This is a genomic window from Hymenobacter segetis (assembly GCF_054776495.1).
Genome location: NZ_BAAHBV010000001.1, coordinates 2,496,249 through 2,513,796 on the forward strand (window position 1 = coordinate 2,496,249; position 17,548 = coordinate 2,513,796).

Annotated in this window: 12 protein-coding genes and 1 pseudogene; 7 read left to right on the top strand and 6 right to left on the bottom strand. The window is 65.1% G+C overall.

Annotated features, from left to right (window positions below; all coding sequences use genetic code 11):
- Positions 1-59 precede the first annotated feature (59 nt).
- Positions 60-758 (bottom strand): annotated as a pseudogene (locus ACYU70_RS10315) (carboxypeptidase-like regulatory domain-containing protein); the annotation flags it as partial.
- A gap of 537 nt (positions 759-1,295) precedes the next feature.
- On the opposite strand from ACYU70_RS10315, the gene ACYU70_RS10320 reads away from it, so the two are divergent.
- From ACYU70_RS10320 to ACYU70_RS10335, 4 genes are all read left to right on the top strand, one after another.
- Positions 1,296-3,989 (top strand): RCC1 domain-containing protein, encoded by a 2,694-nt coding sequence (locus ACYU70_RS10320; RefSeq protein WP_342295964.1) that lies wholly within the window; start codon positions 1,296-1,298, stop codon positions 3,987-3,989.
- A gap of 240 nt (positions 3,990-4,229) precedes the next feature.
- Positions 4,230-5,027 (top strand): 3'-5' exonuclease, encoded by a 798-nt coding sequence (locus ACYU70_RS10325; RefSeq protein ID WP_342295963.1) that lies wholly within the window; start codon positions 4,230-4,232, stop codon positions 5,025-5,027.
- A 97-nt stretch (positions 5,028-5,124) separates the two neighbouring features.
- Positions 5,125-7,710, top strand: a complete 2,586-nt coding sequence (locus ACYU70_RS10330; RefSeq protein WP_342295962.1) for a T9SS type A sorting domain-containing protein — start codon at positions 5,125-5,127, stop codon at positions 7,708-7,710.
- 99 nt (positions 7,711-7,809) lie between these two features.
- A complete protein-coding gene (locus ACYU70_RS10335; RefSeq protein ID WP_342295961.1) occupies positions 7,810-9,360 on the top strand; it encodes a serine hydrolase in 1,551 nt (516 codons plus the stop codon).
- 77 nt (positions 9,361-9,437) lie between these two features.
- Here the strand turns inward: ACYU70_RS10335 and ACYU70_RS10340 are convergent, their stop codons facing one another.
- The 3 genes from ACYU70_RS10340 to ACYU70_RS10350 all read right to left on the bottom strand — a co-directional run bounded on the left by ACYU70_RS10340 (position 9,438) and on the right by ACYU70_RS10350 (position 11,890).
- Positions 9,438-10,490, bottom strand: coding sequence for an NAD(P)-dependent alcohol dehydrogenase (locus ACYU70_RS10340; RefSeq protein ID WP_342295960.1), 1,053 nt, complete (start codon positions 10,488-10,490; stop codon positions 9,438-9,440).
- A 121-nt stretch (positions 10,491-10,611) separates the two neighbouring features.
- A complete protein-coding gene (locus ACYU70_RS10345; RefSeq protein WP_342295959.1) occupies positions 10,612-11,310 on the bottom strand; it encodes a DUF1990 domain-containing protein in 699 nt (232 codons plus the stop codon).
- Positions 11,303-11,890, bottom strand: a complete 588-nt coding sequence (locus tag ACYU70_RS10350; protein ID WP_342295958.1) for a DUF1990 family protein — start codon at positions 11,888-11,890, stop codon at positions 11,303-11,305. Before ACYU70_RS10350 ends, ACYU70_RS10345 begins: the two co-directional genes overlap by 8 nt.
- Before the next feature lie 101 nt (positions 11,891-11,991).
- On the opposite strand from ACYU70_RS10350, the gene nfi reads away from it, so the two are divergent.
- Positions 11,992-12,681 (top strand): deoxyribonuclease V, encoded by a 690-nt coding sequence (gene nfi / locus ACYU70_RS10355; protein WP_342295956.1) that lies wholly within the window; start codon positions 11,992-11,994, stop codon positions 12,679-12,681.
- A gap of 17 nt (positions 12,682-12,698) precedes the next feature.
- On the opposite strand, the gene ACYU70_RS10360 is transcribed toward nfi, so the two are convergent.
- Positions 12,699-13,598, bottom strand: a complete 900-nt coding sequence (locus ACYU70_RS10360; protein ID WP_342295955.1) for a glutamate--tRNA ligase family protein — start codon at positions 13,596-13,598, stop codon at positions 12,699-12,701.
- Positions 13,598-14,464: a GNAT family N-acetyltransferase gene (locus tag ACYU70_RS10365; protein WP_342295954.1), complete on the bottom strand. Its 867-nt coding sequence runs from the start codon at positions 14,462-14,464 to the stop codon at positions 13,598-13,600. The genes ACYU70_RS10360 and ACYU70_RS10365 overlap by 1 nt, the downstream gene beginning before the upstream one ends.
- A gap of 170 nt (positions 14,465-14,634) precedes the next feature.
- Between ACYU70_RS10365 and ACYU70_RS10370 the strand changes: the two genes are divergently transcribed.
- Together ACYU70_RS10370 and ACYU70_RS10375 are read left to right on the top strand one after the other, a co-directional pair.
- Entirely contained in the window at positions 14,635-15,972 is a 1,338-nt protein-coding gene (locus tag ACYU70_RS10370) for a serine hydrolase (RefSeq protein WP_342295953.1), read from the top strand.
- Between the two features lie 102 nt (positions 15,973-16,074).
- Positions 16,075-17,541, top strand: a complete 1,467-nt coding sequence (locus ACYU70_RS10375; RefSeq protein ID WP_342295952.1) for a complex I subunit 4 family protein — start codon at positions 16,075-16,077, stop codon at positions 17,539-17,541.
- The last annotated feature ends 7 nt before the right edge of the window (positions 17,542-17,548 follow it).

Genomic DNA, 17,548 nt, shown 5'->3' on the forward strand with positions numbered 1-17,548 from the left:
CCGTTCAGGCCCTGCTCCACGCCTTTCTTCAGCACGATGTTGATGATGCCGGCGGTGCCTTCGCCGTCGTATTTGGCGGGAGGCGTGGTGATGATTTCCACCGACTTAATCTGCTCGGCAGGGATGCCCTTGAGGGCTTCGGCCAGGTTGCTGGCCAGCGTGGGCGAGGGCTTGTTGTTCACCAGCACTTTAAAGTTGCTGGAGCCGCGCATTTTCACGTTGCCGTCGCCGTCCACGGCCAGCAGGGGGGCTTTGCGCAGCACGTCGGCGGCGGTGCCGCCGGCATTGGTGGCGTCCTGGTCGGCGTTGTACACCATGCGGTCGGGGCGGATTTCCACCACCGGCTTCTGGCCGATAATCACGGCCTCATCCAGCGCGGTGCCGGCCGTGGGCAGGCGAAAGGTGCCCGCGTCGGTGGCCCCGGCCGTGACGGTCACGGCCCGCGTCTGGGTGCCGAAGCCCACGTAGCTCACCCGCAGCCGGAACGGGCCGGGCGTGAGCTTGCTGAGCGAGAACCGGCCGGCATCATCGGCGGCCACGCCGGTGATGGGCTTGTCGCCGGTGGCCGGCAGCAGCACCACGGTGGCATAGGGCACGGGCTCCTTCTTCAGCGAGTCGAGGACGGTGCCGGTGAGGGAGCCGGTGCCGGCGGGCAGCGCCGGGGCGGGGGCCGGAGCCTGGGCGGCGGCGGGCCGGACGGCCCCGGTCAGGAGCAGGCACAGCAGGCCCGCCGCAAAGCAATGCGTAGATAGTTTCATCGGTGCAGGGGGGAAAGGGAAGAAGTACGCCCTAACAGATGGCCCGGCCGGGGCCGGGGTTGCCTGCGGGCGGTATTAAATTGGTGTGAAGTCCGGGGGAGTATCGGGCCCGGGACCCAAACGTTACAGAGGCCCATATTATTTGTTGGGGAAGCGCCCCGCCCGGCGCAAGGCCGGAGGGCGGGCAGGAATTGGGCTCAAAGGTCCGGCCGGGGGCGGGGGGGCCGCGCTTCATATCCTAAGTTGGGACGTGCCAATACGGGATTTGGGACGGGTGGTGGCCAGCTACTGGATGAGCGTGACAGCTGCTGCCGCGGATAAGCCATTCTTGATATGTTTACAATTTTACAACCCGATGCAAGACGCATAAGCCAGTGAGGCCACGGCGTGTATGATTATGGCCTATAAGAGGTTTAGTCAGCCGCCGGGTCGTAACTTTACCGGTGCCAAGCCCGCGCGTTGCCGGCAGATAATTCAATTGACTACGTGAAGCACTTCTTTCGCACCACTGGAGGTATGGCCGCGGCCGGGCTTTTCATGCTTATTCTTTTGCTGCTGGCTCCGGGCCGGGCCGGGGCGCAGGCGCTGCGCGGCACCATCGCGGCGGGCAGCAGCTACTCGCTCAGCATTCACGCCGATGGCAGCCTCTGGGCCACCGGCCGCAACACCAATGGCCAGCTTGGCACGGGCACCACCACCAGCAGCACCGTCTGGGTGCAGGTGGGTAGCGATACGGACTGGGTGCAGGTGGCAGTGGGCACCAACCACAGCCTGGGCCTGAAGGCCAACGGCAACGCCTACGCCTGGGGCGTGAACACCTACGGCCAGCTCGGCGACGGCACCACCACCCAGCGCCTGGTGCCCACGCCCATAAGCGGGGGCGGCAGCTACACCCAGCTGGTGGCGGGCACCTACCACAGCCTAGGCCTGAAAGCCGACGGCACCGCCACCGCCTGGGGCTACAACGGCGACGGCGCGCTGGGCGACGGCACCACCACCACCCGCCTGGTGCCCACTCCAGTGAGCGGGGGCGATGCCTACACCCAATTAGCCGCCGGTACCTACCATAGTCTGGGCCTGAAAGCCGACGGCACCGCCACCGCCTGGGGCTACAACGGCGACGGCGCGCTGGGCGACGGCACCACTACTAACCATTTGGTGCCCAATCCGGTAAGCGGGGGCGGCCTGTACACTCAGTTGGCGGCGGGCACCTCTCATACCCTGGCCCTGCGGGCAGATGGCACCGCCTATGCCTGGGGTCGCAACGCCACCGGCGAGCTCGGCGACGGCACCACCACTAACCGCCTGTTGCCCACGCCCGTGAGCGGGGCCGACCTGTACACGCAAGTGGCAGCGGGCGCTAACTACAGCCTCGGGTTACGGGCCGACGGCACCGCCACCGCCTGGGGCCACAACGCCGGCGGGGCGCTCGGCGACGGCACCACTACTCAGCGCCGGGTGCCCACCCCGGTAATCGGGGGTGGCCTGTACACGCAGCTGGCGGCCGGCCAGTACCACAGCCTGGGCCTGAAGGCCGATGGCACCGCCTATGCCTGGGGCTACAACGGCAGCGGCGAGCTTGGGTGTGGCAACACCACGCAACGCAACACGCCCACCGCCACGGGCACGGCCCTGCCCACGCGCAGCACGGCCGCGGGCGGTGCCTTCGGCCTGGCCGTGCGGGCCGATGGCACGCTGTGGGCCTGGGGCGACAACACCTATGGGCAGCTGGGCATCGGCACGGCGGGCCCCGACACCAACCGTAACAGCCCCATGCAGGTGGGCACCGATAAGGACTGGGTGCAGGTGGCCGCCGGCCAGTACCACAGCCTGGGCCTGAAAGCCGACGGCACGGCCTACGCCTGGGGCGACAACCGCAACGGCCAGCTCGGCGACGGCAGCACCACCAATCGCAGCGTGCCCATACTGGTGGGCACGGCCACCGACCGCTACACCCAGCTGGCCGCCGGTGCCCTACACAGCCTGGGCCGGCGAGCCGATGGCACGGCCTACGCCTGGGGCCAGAACAGCTTCGGTCAGCTCGGCGACGGCAGCACCACCAATCGCAGCGTGCCTACCCCGGTGGGGGCCGCCACCGACCGCTTCACCCACCTGGCCGCCGGCTCCTTCCACAGCCTGGGCCTGATGGCCGACGGTACGGCTACCGCCTGGGGCTACAATGGTTCCGGCCAGCTCGGCGACGACACCACCGCCGACCGCACTATGCCCACGCTGGTGAGCGGAAGCGGCACATATACCCAACTGGTGGCGGGCCAGTACCACAGCCTGGGCCTGAAAGCCGACGGCACGGCCTACGCCTGGGGCGACAACGGCAGCGGCCAGCTCGGCGACGGCAGCACCACCGACCACGGCATGCCCATGCTGGTGGGCACGGCCACCGACCACTACACCCAGCTGGCCGCCGGCGCGGCCCACAGCATAGGCCTGCGGGCCGATGGCACGGCCTACGCCTGGGGCCGCAACGCCGAAGGCCAGCTTGGCGATGGCAGCACCACCAACCGCAACACCCCCACCCAGGAAGCCACCCTGGGCACCGGCTGGACCACCCTGGCCCCGGGCCCAGCAGCCTCCTTCTCGCTGATTCGCACCCCCTCGGGCTACAACTTCGCCAGCACCGGCCAGAACCCCAGCGGCCAGCTCGGCGACGGCACCACCACCAGCGCCAGCCGCTTTGACAGGCTGAACCCGCTACGCTCCCTACAGCCTCTGCCCGTGGAACTGGTCAGCTTCAGCGCCCGCCGCACCGGCCCCACTGCCGTGGCCTTGGCCTGGGCCACCGCCTCGGAGAAGAACAACGCCGGCTTTGTGGTGGAGAAATCGGCCGACGGCCGGGCCTTTGTCCGCCGGGGCTTCGTGGCCGGGGCGGGCAGCAGCACGGCCCCCCACGCCTACACCTTCGCCGATGCCGATGCCCCCACCGCCGCCTACTACCGCCTGGCCCAGACCGACGCCAACGGCACGGTGACGCACTCGCCCGTGCAGTTCGTGCCCGCCGCCGATGCGCCGGCCACGCTGGTGCTGGTGCCCAACCCCGCCCACGGCGGCCCGGTTCAGGTGCTGGGCGCGCCGGCCGGGTCCCTGCTGCTGGTGTATAACAGCCTGGGCCAGCTGGTACGCCCCGCCGCCCCGGCCCTCGACGTGGCCGGCCTGCCCGCCGGGGTGTACGTGGTGCGTGCCGGCACCCGCGCCGCCCGCCTGGTGGTGGAGTAGGGCAATTCCGAAGCCAGCACAATGTAGGGGCGGGGCTGGCCCCCGCCCGGACGCTTGCCCTATCTCAACGATTCCGTTCAACGGCGGGCGGGGGCCAGCCCTACCGGGTACGACCCCGCTCCTACATCGCTCTGAATTAGAAACCGCTTTACGCTTTGGATGCAGGGCCTCTCTTGCTGTAGCTTTGAGATACACGGGTGGCGCGGCCGCCGCCCCCGCCAGCTTGCTTCTACCCTTCTCATGCAGCACCTCCACCGCACCCCACTCGACCAGCTTTTCGTCATCGACATCGAAACCGTGCCCTGCGTGGATTGCCACGACAGCCTCGACGAGATGCTGCGGCAGCTGTGGGAGCACAAGAGCGAGAGCCTGCGCCGCCAGCAGGGCTACACCGGCCGCCCCCAGGCCGCCGAGCCCTTCCCCGAGCACCTCACGGCCGCCAGCCTGTTTGAGCAGGCTGGGATTTATGCAGAGTTTGGAAAGGTGGTGTGCGTGTCGGTGGGGTATTTCGTATTTGATAAAGAGGAAGAAATCGTGCGCTTCCGCGTGAAAAGCTACGCCGACCACGACGAGAAGCATCTGCTGCGCGACTTCGCCGGGCTGCTGGCCAACAAACCGAAGTTCCTGCTCTGCGCCCACAACGGCAAGGAATTCGACTTCCCCTACCTCGGCCGCCGCCTGCTTGTGAATGGCCTGCCCCTCCCCCCGCAGCTGGACATGGCCGGCAAAAAGCCCTGGGAAATCCCCCACCACGATACCATGGAGCTGTGGAAGTTCGGCGACCGCAAGTCCTACACTTCCCTCAACCTATTGGCCGCCCTGTTTGGCATTCCTACCCCAAAAGACGATATCACCGGGGCCGACGTGGCGCGGGTGTATTGGGAGGAAAACGACCTGCCCCGCATCGCGCACTATTGCCAGAAGGACATCATCACCACGGCCCGCATCCTGCAAAAATTCCGGGGCGAAGAGCCTGTGCGCGACGAGCATATCGTGTATGCCGATGCTACGCCCGTGCCCATGCGCCGCGTGGTGTAATCTGGCGGCTACTTAGCTTTACGAGGGTTTCTAGCGGTCAAATCTTTTGGCGGCCGGGGGCTCCCATTCCTTTCCTTTTTTTCCCGGTTCGCTGCTTATGCGCTTTCTCTACTCTTTATTGGTAATTATCGGGCTGCTGGGTGGCCGGGCAACATCGGCGCAGGCCCAAACGCTCGATGCCGGCTTCGCAGCGGGCCTGACTTCCTTCGGCGGCTCCATCGAGGCCGCCGTGAAGCAGCCCGATGGTAAGGTCATTCTCAGCGGCGACTTTCATTTGCTGAACGGGCAGGCCACGGCCCGGGTGGTGCGCCTCAATGCCGACGGCACGCCCGACTTGGCCTTCCGCGCCCAAGTGGGCAGCGGCCCCGATGGGGCCATTTCGGCCATCGCCCTGCAAGCCGACGGCAAGATTCTGCTGGGGGCCGAGCAGGGCCTGAGCTATTTCAACGGCCAGCCGGCCCAAAGCCTGGTGCGTCTCAACCCCGATGGCAGCCGCGATGCCACTTTCGGCGCGGGCGGCACGCTGTGGGAAGCCGGCTTTATCGGGTCCATCGCCGTGCAGGCCGATGGGAAGATTCTGGTGGGCGGGGCTTCCTCCAGCACCTTCAACGGCCAGCCCATCAAAGGGCTTGTTCGGCTGCTGCCCAGCGGCCTGCCCGATGCCAGCTTCAACATCGGGACGGGCGTGGCGTTGGGCAGCGGCGGCGGCTTTATTAAGAAGCTGCTGGTGCAGCCCGACGGGGCAATTCTCGCGGGCGGGCAGTTCAGCACCTTCAACGGGCAGGCCCGGCCGCTGCTGGTCCGGCTCCTGCCTTCGGGTAGTGTCGATGGGTCGTTTGCTTCGCTGGCCCCCGCCACCACCTCCAACGGCTATCTGGGCGATTTAGCGCGCCAGCCCGACGGCAAGCTGGTGCTGGGCGGCTCCAACCTCACGGGCAATAGCTCCACGGCCACCGACCTGATACGCTTACTGCCCAGCGGCGCGCCCGACCCGGCCTTCACCAGCAACGTGGACGGCAACGGCTACGTGGCCAGCGTGGGGGTGCGGGCCGATGGCAGCCTGCTGGTCGGGGGCATCTTCACCGCGTTTGGGGGCAGCCCCCGCGGCGGCCTGGTCCGGCTGAGCAGCACCGGTGCCGTGGACCCCGCCTTTGCCACGGGCGGCGGGACCTATGGCTACATCCCGGCCCTGGTGGAGCTAAATAACGGCCAGTATCTGGCCGGAGGGGGCTTTTCGGAGTTCGATGGACAACCGGCCACCGGGCTGGTGCGCCTCAGCAGCACCGGCCTGCTCGATGCCAGCTACGCGGCCCAGCTCTACTTTGTGGTAAACGCGCAGCTTACGCCCCTCAACAGCGGGCAGCTGCTGGTCAATGGGCCGTTCACCACGGCCGGGGGGCAGGCAGTGGGGTATCCGACCGGCACCGCGCCCCGCTTTATTCTGCTCAACGCCAACAGCACGTATAATTCGCAGCCGGTGCTGCCGGCTCCGCTGGCGCTGGCCAACAACCGTACGTACTACAACGACGTGGTGCCGCAGCCCGACGGCACCTACTTCGCCACCTACCAGAACACCGACACTACCACCCTGGTGCGCCGCATCCTGGCCAACGGCACCTTCGACCCGGCCTACGCGGCGGTCGAGCTGCAGTTTGGCACCGCCTACCCCTACCCGTTCTGCTGCGCCGGGGTCAGCTTCACGCCCACGCCGGGCGGGCAGGTGCTGGTGCGCGGCGGCTTCGGGCGGGTGAATGGCCAGCCGCGCCGCTACCTGGCCCGCCTCAACGCCGATGGCACCCTCAACACCACCTTCGCCCCACCCACCAACGCCGTGTGGCAGGTGCCAAATGTGGGTACGGGCACTCCCAATGGCATCCGCAACGTGTACGGCTTGGCCAATAACCAGACCCTAGTGCACTGGAACGATGCCGTCCGCAGCTACCTGACCCGCCTCAACGCCGACGGCAGCATTGATAACACGTTTTCCATTGGTACGGGCGGGGGGACCAACGCCCTGTTTACGGTGCTGCCCCTGGCCAGCGGCAAGCTGCTGGTAATGGGCAGCTTCACCACCTTCAATGGGCAGGCCGCCCCCTACGGCGTGGTGCGCCTGCTGGCCAGCGGCGCGCCCGATGCCACCTTTGTGGCCGCCAGCCCCGCCACCAATGCCGTGGAGCAGCCCGATGGCAAGCTGGTGGCCATTGCCCCCGGGGCCACGGTGCAAAGCCAGCGCCTGCTGCGCCTCACCCCCACCGGCAGCCTCGATGCCGGCTTTCAGCCGCTGCTGGTGGCCAACGAGTCGTACCGCCAAGCGGCGGCGCGCGTGTACCTGCAACCCGGCACCAACGCCCTGCTGCTCGCCGGCGACTTTACCAGCGTGGGCGGGCAGCCGCGCTTCGGCTTGGCCCGCGTGGTGAACACGGCCCTGGCCGTGCGCGGCGCGGCCGCCCTTGCGCCGGTAGATGCCTTCCCCAATCCGACCCACGACCAGCTGCAGCTGCGGCTGCCCACTCCGGCTACCGGCCCCCTCACCCTGCTCGATTTGCAGGGCCGCGTGGTGCGGCGCTGGCCGGCCGCACAGGCGGCGGGCGGCGTTTCGGTGGCCGGGCTGGCCCCGGGCGTGTACGTGCTGGGCATTCCGCTAGCGGCGGGCCAGCGCTGGCAGCGTCTGGTGGTGGAATAGGTTGCTGCCGCCCCACCCGTTTGCGCCTTAGTTTTGGGCCGGCCAAACTGCCTCCGGGGCCGTTTCGGCCGGCTTTCTTTTTGCTTTCAACCTCATTCTATGCGCCTTCCTGCTCTTGTGGCCGCGCTGGCTTCGGCCGCCGCCTTTGTTTCTCCCGCCCACGCCCAAACGGCCAACCCCAAATCCGCCGCCGGCAATGCCTTTGTGCGCGACAGCCTAGCCAGCTACGTGCAGCGCGGCCTCAAACTCTGGAACATCCCCGGCCTGGCCGTGACGGTGGTGAAGGACGGGCAGGTAGTGGTGTCACAGGGCTTTGGGGTGAAGGCCGTGGGCAAGCCCGAGCCGGTGGACGGCAACACGCTTTTCCTCATCGCCTCCAATTCCAAGCTCTTCACCGGCACCGCCATTTCACAATTGGTGGAGGAGAACAAGCTGAAGCTAGACGACCCGGTGCGGAAGTACCTGCCCGATTTCCGCCTCTACGATTCCACCAGCACGCGGCTGGTCACCATCCGCGACGTGCTGGGCCACCACATGGGCACCAAAACCTTCCAGGGCGATTTCACTTTCTGGGATTCCAACCTGAGCCGGGCCGAAATCCTGCAAAAAGTGCGCTATCTGAAGCCCACGGGCCTGTTTCGGCAGCAGTACGGCTACAGCAACTACGGCTTCCTCACGGCGGGCGAAATCATCCCCGTCGCCACGGGCGGCACCACTTGGCAGGACTTCGTACAGCAGCGCCTGCTCACCCCGCTGGGCATGAATAACACGTATCCCCTCTCGGCCGGAGCCGGCCAGCGGGCCAACGTGGCGCTGCCCTATACCACGGCCTTCGGGCCACTCACGCGGGTGCCGTTTGATGAGGTGGATAATTTCGGCCCGGCCGCCAGCCTGGTTTCCAACGTGAATGACCTCGGCCACTGGCTGCGCTTCCAGCTCGATAGCGGCAAGTACAACGGCCAGCGCGTGCTGCCCTGGGCCACGCTGCGCCGCACCCGCGAGGGCAATACGCTGGTGAGCGCCAGCAAGTCGCCCATCTTCCCCAGCCATTTCCGCACCTACGGTCTGGGCGTGTTCTCAGCCGACTACAACGCCCGCCAGATATTCTGGCACACGGGCGGGGCCAATGGATTCGTGACCAACGTATGCTTCGTGCCCGAGGAAAACCTGGGCCTCGCCGTGCTCACCAATCAGGACAACCAAAGCTTCTTCGAGGCCCTGCGCTACCAGCTGCTCGACGCCTACCTGGGCGTGCCCTACGTGGACCGCAGCCGCCAGCTCTACGCCATCGCCAGCAAAGGCAACGCCGAAACCGCCAAGACCGTGGCCGAGCTGGCTGCCCGTGTGGCGAAGAAAAACAAGCCCGCCCGCAACCTGCAAGTCTACGCCGGCACCTACCAGCACCCCGTCTATGGCACCATCACGGTGGAGCCCAAGGGCAAGCAGCTGCTCGTGCGCTTCTCGCACCACCCCGCCCTCACCACCACGCTGGATTATATGGACGGCGACACCTTCCGCAGCACCTTTTCCAACGCGGCCTACGGGATTTTCGCGGCCCCTTTCACCGTGGAAAACGGGCAGGTGAAGACGTTGGAAATCCGCGTGAACGACGGGCTGGAGCAGGACCCGTACGTGTTCACGAAGCAGTAGATGAGGGTTAGACTTAAAACAGAAAAGGCTCCTGCTAATTGCAGGAGCCTTTTCTGTTTATCGACAGTTAAAATCCGCTAGTTATTCAGCGTCGCCAAATCAATCACGAAGCGGTACTTCACGTCGCCTTTCAGCATACGCTCATACGACTCGTTGATGTCTTTGATATCAATGACTTCGATATCGGACATGATGTTGTGCTCGGCGCAGAAGTCCAGCATTTCCTGCGTCTCGGCAATGCCGCCGATGAGCGAGCCCGCGATGCGGCGGCGGGCGCTGATGAGGTTGAAGGCGTGGATGTGCGGGGCCTCGGTGGGCACACCCAGCAGAATCATGGTGCCATCGCGGCGCAGCAGGTTCACGTAGGTGGCCAGGTCGAGCTGGGCCGATACGGTGTTGATGATGAAGTCGAAGTAGTTGCGCACCGATTTCAGCTGCGCCTCGTCTTTGGTCACCACAAATTTGTGGGCCCCCAGCTCTTTGGCATCGGCTTCTTTGTTAGGCGAGGTGCTGAGTACGGTTACTTCGGCACCCATTGCAACGGCGAGCTTCACGGCCATGTGGCCCAGGCCGCCGAGGCCCATCACGCCCACGCGGTGGCCGGGGCCCACTTTCCACTGCCGCAGGGGCGAGTAGGTGGTGATGCCGGCGCACAGCAGCGGGGCCACGCGGGCCAAATCCAGCTTCTCCGATACCTTGAGGGTGTACTTTTCATCCACCACAATCTGGCTGGAGTAGCCGCCGTAGGTGGGCGCGCCGCTGCCAATTTCACGGCTGTTGTAGGTGCCCACCATGCCGGTGGTCTCGCAGTACTGCTCCAGGCCCTCCTGGCAGCTGGGGCAGGTGCGGCAGGAGTCTACCATGCAGCCTACGCCGGCCAGGTCGCCCACTTTGAAGTTTTTCACGTGGTCGCCCACCTGGGTGATGCGGCCCACGATTTCGTGGCCGGGCACCATCGGGAAGATGGAGCCGCCCCACTCGTCGCGCACCTGGTGCAGGTCGGAATGGCACACGCCACAGAATTGAATATCAATGAGTACGTCGTGCGGGCCGACTTCACGGCGCTCGAAGTTGAAGGGCTCTAGAGGAATATTAACGGCCGGGGCGGCGTAGGCTTTCGTTGGAAGCATGTTGGGGGAGGGTTTGGATATAAACAAGCAGGGTGCGGGGCTTGCCCCAGTCCGTCGTTGCACGGCCTGTATCTGAGTCGTTCAACGACGGGCGGGGCAAGCCCCGCACCCTACAAAAGACTTAACTAGCCATTACGGGTAAGGTTTGCGGCAATGGCGTTCCGGCCAACGTTTTGCCCACCAGCTCCTTCATTCGACGCAACGACTCACGGGCAAACTTGCGCTGGAGTATCCGCCCAAACAGCTTGAAACCCACCCAATAGAACGGGTTGCGAATCTGGCCGGGCTGCGACACGGCATGGATGCGAAATTGCACCGCCCCGGTAGCCAGGTTTTTGTGAATGGTGAAGTCGATTTGCCCTTTTTCGAAGTGGCCTTCCAGGGTGCGGTAGCCGTAGCCCCACACCCGCTCCGGGCCGCCGGGCGTGGCGCGGGCGGCCTCGTCGGTCACCTCACTCACGCGCACGCCGAAGTAGAAATTAAAGACCAGAAAGTGCGCCCGCAGCACCATGATGCGCTTTTCGAGCGGGATGTTGGGGTCGAAGTAACCGGTGATAAGGTCGGGCGGCGGGAAGGCGTAGCGGCGCAGCACGTCCTGGGCGGCGGCGAAGGAGCCGGCGGACTCGGGCGGGCCGGGAGCTTCGGCGGGCAGGTCAGTTTCGTAGTCGTCGAGACGCCAGCCGGTGGCGCTAGTGTACTCGTTCTGGCGTGAGAAGTCGTAGTTGACCTGGGCGTGGGCGTAGGAATCGAGGCGGGCGCGGTACTGCTCCCAGGCGGGCGGTTTTGCCGAGGCAGGAACGGCGGCAATCTGGTTACTCATGGCGGGTGTGCTGAACGTGGCCGGCCTCGTCGTGCCGGAAGGTTTCGACCACTACATCGGCCAGCGCATGGCCGCCGCTGGCCGCCGCCACGCGCCGGCAGAACTCGGTCCAGGTAGCTTCCTGCATCAGCTTGCCGCCGCCGAGAGTGTCGTAGGCGAAGGCCACCAGCCCATCGCGTGAGCGGGCCGAAGAGCGGATTTCAAACCGCAGCACATCGGGCGACTCATCCAGATAATGCGTTTCGAAACGAATGCAGCCGGCCTCGGGGTGGCCTTCCAGGGTGATGAACTCAAAGGACGTGGCGCTGACCTCGGTGACGCGCACGCAGCCGTCCCAGGGACCCAAAATGGTGATGCTGAACTCGTCGCCGACTTTCAGGCGGCCATCTTCGCCGTCCTTTTTCGTGAAATTGGCCAGCGCATCGGGCGAGAAGCGGGGCACGTCGGCCTGCACCTCGGCCATGAGCTGGGCCGGCGATTTTCGGGCGCGCGCCAAATCAATAAAATAGCGGCGCTCCAGCAGCGGGCCGGAGCCGGTGGAAGCGGGTTGTTCGGAGTGCTTAGCGTTGGAATCAGACATGGCCGACGAAGAAACGTATGGCCCTCATACGCCCCACACCGCCGCAGGATGCTACGGTTGAGCTATTCTAACCCTTTCACCCTAATTTTTACCTGCCTCACATGGCCTACTACCGCCCGCCCAGCCCCCCACCCGACCCCGCCCTCGTCAAAAGCCTGACCGAGCAGCAGCACGAAATGCGCCAGCGCGTGCGCAATGAACCTTTGGCGGGCGAGCCACGCCTCATTGCCGGCTGCGACTCGTCGTTTCCCACGCCCGACACCATCCTATCGGTCTTTGTAGTGCTGAAATTCCCTTCGCTGGAGTTGGTGGAAAAGGTGTACAACTACGGCCCCGTGGATATGCCCTACGTGCCCGGCTTCCTCTCCTTCCGCGAAGCCCCCAACGTGATTCACGCCTTCGCCAAGCTCGAAAACAAGCCCGATATCATCATGGTCGACGGCCACGGCATTGCGCACCCGCGCCGCATGGGAATTGCCGCGCACCTGGGCGTGCTGCTCGACATGCCCACCTTCGGCGTAGCCAAGCAGAAGCTGACGGGCATTTTCACGGAGCCCGGCCCAGAGCGGGGCAGCATTGAGCCGCTACTCGATGCCAAATCCGGCGAGCTCATCGGCGAAGTTATTCGCAGCAAAGACAAAATACTGCCGCTGTTCGTGAGCCCCGGCCACCGTTGCGACCAAGCCACGGCCACGCGCCTCACGCTGGCCTGCCTGCGCGGCTACAAGCTGCCGGAACCCACGCGCTTGGCCGACCACTGGGCCGAGCAGTTCAAGAAGGAAGTGCGATAGGCATTTTCGGACAGAGTTTAAAGAGAGGGCAAAGGGAGTTTCACCGCGGTGAAGGCTTGTTGGAGCGTCGGCAATGTGGCAGCCGCTTCTGCCGGCAGCTTCAGCAGTTGCGCCACCGCTGCAAATACTGCCGTTCGGCCGCCCGTTGAGGCCAGCACTCCCGCATCCAAAGGCAACTGCTGCGACTTGGAGAGCTTCTGACCCGCCGCATCGGTCAGCAGCGGGTGATGAAAAAACTGAATGCGTGATGCATTAAATGCCGCCGTTTCCGATAGCTGCCCAGCCAGCCAGAGTTGCGCGGCGGTGCTGGCTTGCAGGTCCAGCCCGCGCACAATCAGGTTGGTACCGAGCCGCAAATCATCCACTACCGACGCGACCTGATACGCGGCCACGCCGTCTTTTTTGCGAATCACGAAGTCGGGCATCAGCGCGCCGAGCGGTACGCTGGTTTCGCCCTGCCAGGCATCGGGGAAAAGAATTCTGGTGGTTGGCGGGACGTGCGCCCGCCAGGCCGCGCCCGGCGTTTCGAGCGCAACTGCAGCCTCGGTCCCATTGGTGCGGGTGCGCTGGCTGGCCTGTACCAGGCCCGGCACCAGCGTCAGCCGGCGCAGCACTCGGTTGTATTCGGGCAGATGCAGAAGTTGCGACTGGTGCCGCAGGAAGTCGTCGGGGCCACTGGGGCCTTGGTCGAAATCAATGCCCAGCCAGTCGATGACGCGGAAAATATTATCCAGGTAGGCCGGGCGCAGGCGGGCCCGGTCCAGGTCGTCGATTCTTAAATGCAGCGTGCCGCCGGCTCGCCGCGTGAGCAGCCAGGTGAGCACGAAGTTCACGGCGTTGCCGAGGTGCAAATAGCCGCTGGGCGTGGGCGCGAGGCGCGATACCACGGACGGATTGTCAGGCAATAGGTTAGACATCAGGCCAGCAACAACTCCATCTGCACGTCGGCCCGGGCATAGGGCGACGGGTTGGGCTCGGCCAAATCCTGAAAGCCCAGCTTGCGGTACAGCGCCAGCGCCGGGGCCAACTTCGAGTTGCTTTCCAGATACACGCGGGCCCCGCCCAGGTCGCGCACCCGCTGCACGGCCGCCTGGCCCAGCAAATAGCCAATCTGCTGTCCCTGCGCCGCGGGCGAGACGGCCATTTTGGCCAGCTCGTAGCTGCGGCCGTCGTCCATCTTAATCAGGGCGCAGGTGCCCACTACCTGCCCGCCCACTTCGGCCAGCAAAATGCAGCCGCCCGGTGCCAGAATGTACTCTTCGGGATGGTCGAGGGCCTTCAAATCGGCGGGTTCGAGGGTGAAGTAGTGCGAAATCCACTCCTCATTAAGCTGCCGGAAAACGGGCTGGTCGCCCGGCTGGAAATCGCGCAACGTCACCGGTGAAGCTGCTTGCGGTGCCCACGCGGCTTGCTGCAGCACCACGCGGTAGCCATCAGGGTCTTCGAAGGTGCGGCCGTGCACATCCCAATACGGGTTATATGATGGGACCGACACGAAGCCAGTGGCCTCCATGCGCTGCACGGCGGCTTGCCACTCGTCAGCATCGGGCAGGTAGAAGACGAGCAGATTGTCGGAAGTGGGAGCGCGGCCGACGACATGGCCGGGCTGGTGCGTGAACTCCAGATGATACGGGGCCTGCGGGTGGCCCAGCATGAGGCCGTCGAAGCCATTGTGGGCAGTGAAGGATGCCAGTTGCTGCAGGCCCAGGCCGTCGCAGTAGAAGTGTCGCAGGGCGGGCAGGTTGTCGGTGGGCCGGGCCACGCGCAGGATGGGAGTCGTCATAGGTATAGCGCGAAATCGTAGCGCGAGCTTTGTAGTGCGCTTCCCCTCGCCGTTAGAACCGTGTGACCTTCTTTCAGAGACGCGCACCACAAAGTTCGCGCTACGGCCTTAAACCTGAGTCAGCCCGGTTAGTCAAGCTGAATATTCAACTGTTGAAGTTCTTTGTGTCGATGAAAAACGCGTTACTCCTGACGGGCCTGCTGATTCTCCCGCTGCTCCTGACAGTCAATCAGGCCAAGGCCCAGACATCCAGCCTGTACTTCCCGCCCGTCACGGGCAGCACCTGGGCCACGACCACGCCCGCCAGCCTGGGCTGGTGCCAGCCACAGTTAGATTCGCTCATTGCCTTTGCCGGGCGCAAAAGCAGCAAGTCATTATTAATCCTGAAAGACGGCCGGATGGTGGTGGAGCATTACTACGGCACCTACACCGCCGATTCGGCCTGGTACTGGGCCTCGGCGGGCAAGTCGCTCACGGCCACGCTCGTGGGCCTGGCCCGGCAGGACGGCCTCCTGAGCCTGACCGACAGCACCTCCAAATACCTCGGCCGCTGGACCAGCGCCACCCGCCCGCAGCAGCGCCAGATTCAGCTGCTGCACCAAATCACCATGACCACCGGGCTCGACGACAGCCCGCCCGCGCCCTGCGACAACGAAAGCACCACGCCCAGCTGCCTGCTCTACCTCACTACGCCGGCCACGCGCTGGGCCTATCACACCGGTGCCTACCGCACCCTGCAAAACGTGCTAGTGCAAGCCAGCGGCGTTGCCAGCATGACCACCTACACCAGCCAGCGCCTGGGCACCCGCATCGGCATGACGGGCCTGTGGGCCAATGACGTATTCTACAGCAAAGCCCGTAGCATGGCGCGTTTCGGCCTGTTTATCCTCGCCCGGGGCTCCTGGAACGGCACTCAGATTATGACCGACACGGCTTATTTCCGCCGCATGACTACCCCCAGCCAAACCCTGAACCGCAGCTACGGCTACCTCTGGTGGCTCAATGGCCAGCCCAGCTACAAGCTGCCCGGCTCCCAAATCACGCTGCCCGGCCCGCTCATCCCCTCCGCCCCCGCCGACCTCATCGCCGCCCTCGGCAAAAACGACCAGAAGATTTACGTGGTGCCCAGCCTGGGCCTCGTGGTGGTGCGGCAGGGCAATACGGCCGGAGCCAGCCGCCTGGCCGCGTCCTCCTTTGATACCGAGCTGTGGACGAAAATCATGGCCGCCGTATCCTGCCGACCCACGGCCGCCGCCGCCGCAGCCGAAGCCGCCGGTTTCCTGGCCTTCCCCAACCCCGCCACCGAAACCCTCACCCTGCGCCAGCCCGCCCGTACCACCGCCACCGTGCGCCTGCTCGATGCCCTGGGCCGCGAAGTGCTGCGCCAGCCCACGGCCGCCGCCGAGACTTCGGTTTCGGTCGCGGCGCTGGCTCCCGGGCTCTACACGGCGCAGTGGCTCGATGCCAGCGGGCGCGTGCTGATGAGCCGCAAAGTGGCCCGACAGTAGAAGTTGCACAAAAACGGTGGTGCCTTCCTAGTCCGTGCGTAAGTTTGCGGTCAATTTGCGGGTGGGTTCCCCCACCCTGCAACGCGCCCAACCCGCCTGCTGATGCTGACTGCTGTACTGCTTTTTCTCCCTTTAGCCGCCGCCCTGCTGCTGCTAGTCGTTAAGGGAGCCGCCGCCCGCGCCCTCGCCTTCGGGGCCTCGCTCCTCGAATTCGCCATCGCCGCCTACGTCGCGTTCGACTTCACCCACCACGGCTCGGCCGCCTTCAACCTCGATTACCGCTGGATTCCGTCGGCCGGCATCAACTTCCATATCGGGCTCGATGGCCTGAGTTTGTTGATGGTGTTGCTCACCACCTTCCTAGTGCCGCTCATTCTACTGAGCGCCTTCAAGCGCGACTACGACAACCCGTCCACGTTCTACGCCCTCGTGCTGTTCATGCAAACGGGCCTGCTCGGCGTATTCGTCTCGCTCGATGCCTTCCTGTTCTACTTTTTCTGGGAAGTCGCCCTTATTCCGATTTACCTGCTGGCGGGTGCCTGGGGCGGCGAGCGCCGCATTGCCGTCACCCTCAAGTTTTTCCTTTACACCGTAGTCGGCTCGCTGCTGATGCTGGCCGGCTTCGTATATCTGTATTTGCAGACCGGCCCTGCCGCCGGCTCGCTGGCCCAGCACTCCTCGGAGCTCACCGCCTTCTATAACCTGAAGCTCAGCGCCTCGGAGCAATCCTGGCTGTTCTGGCTGATTTTTGCGGCCTTCGCCGTGAAGATGCCCATTTTCCCCTTCCACACCTGGCAGCCCGATACTTACACCGAAGCCCCCGCCCCCGCCACCATGCTGCTCTCGGGCATCATGTTGAAAATGGGCATCTACGGCACCATGCGCTGGCTGCTGCCGGTGGTACCGCTGGGAGTGAGCCAGTGGCAGAAGCCGGTTATCATTCTCTCCGTCATCGGCATTATCTACGGGGCCATCATCGCCATTCGGCAGCGTGATGTGAAGCGTCTCATCGCCTACTCCTCCCTCTCCCACGTTGGGCTGATGGCGGCCGGCGTATTCTCGCTCACCCAAATTGGCCTGCAGGGCGCGGTGGTTCAGATGCTGGCCCACGGCGTGAACGTGGTCGGGATGTTCTTCATCGCCGATGCCATTGAGCGCCGCACTGGCACCCGCTTCATCCCCGACCTCGGTGGCCTGACGCGCCGCACGCCCATCCTCTCGGTGTGCTTCCTGATAATGCTGCTGAGCACGGTGGCGCTGCCCCTCACGGGCGGCTTCGTAGGCGAATTCCTGCTGCTGGCCGGCGTGTACCAATACAATGCCTGGGTAGGTGCCGTAGCCGGTCTGACCATCATTTTCTCGGCGGTGTACCTGCTGCGCATGTTCCAGCGCGTGATGCTCGGCCCCGATTCGTCGTTCTCCGAAACCATCACCGACCTCACCGGCGGCGAGTTGCTGATTCTGGTACCGCTCATCGCACTGGTGTTCTGGATTGGCTTGTTTCCGAATACCTTCCTGCACATCTCGGAGCCGGCCGTTACCAACATTCTGGCGCTGGTTGGCCGATAACCTCTTT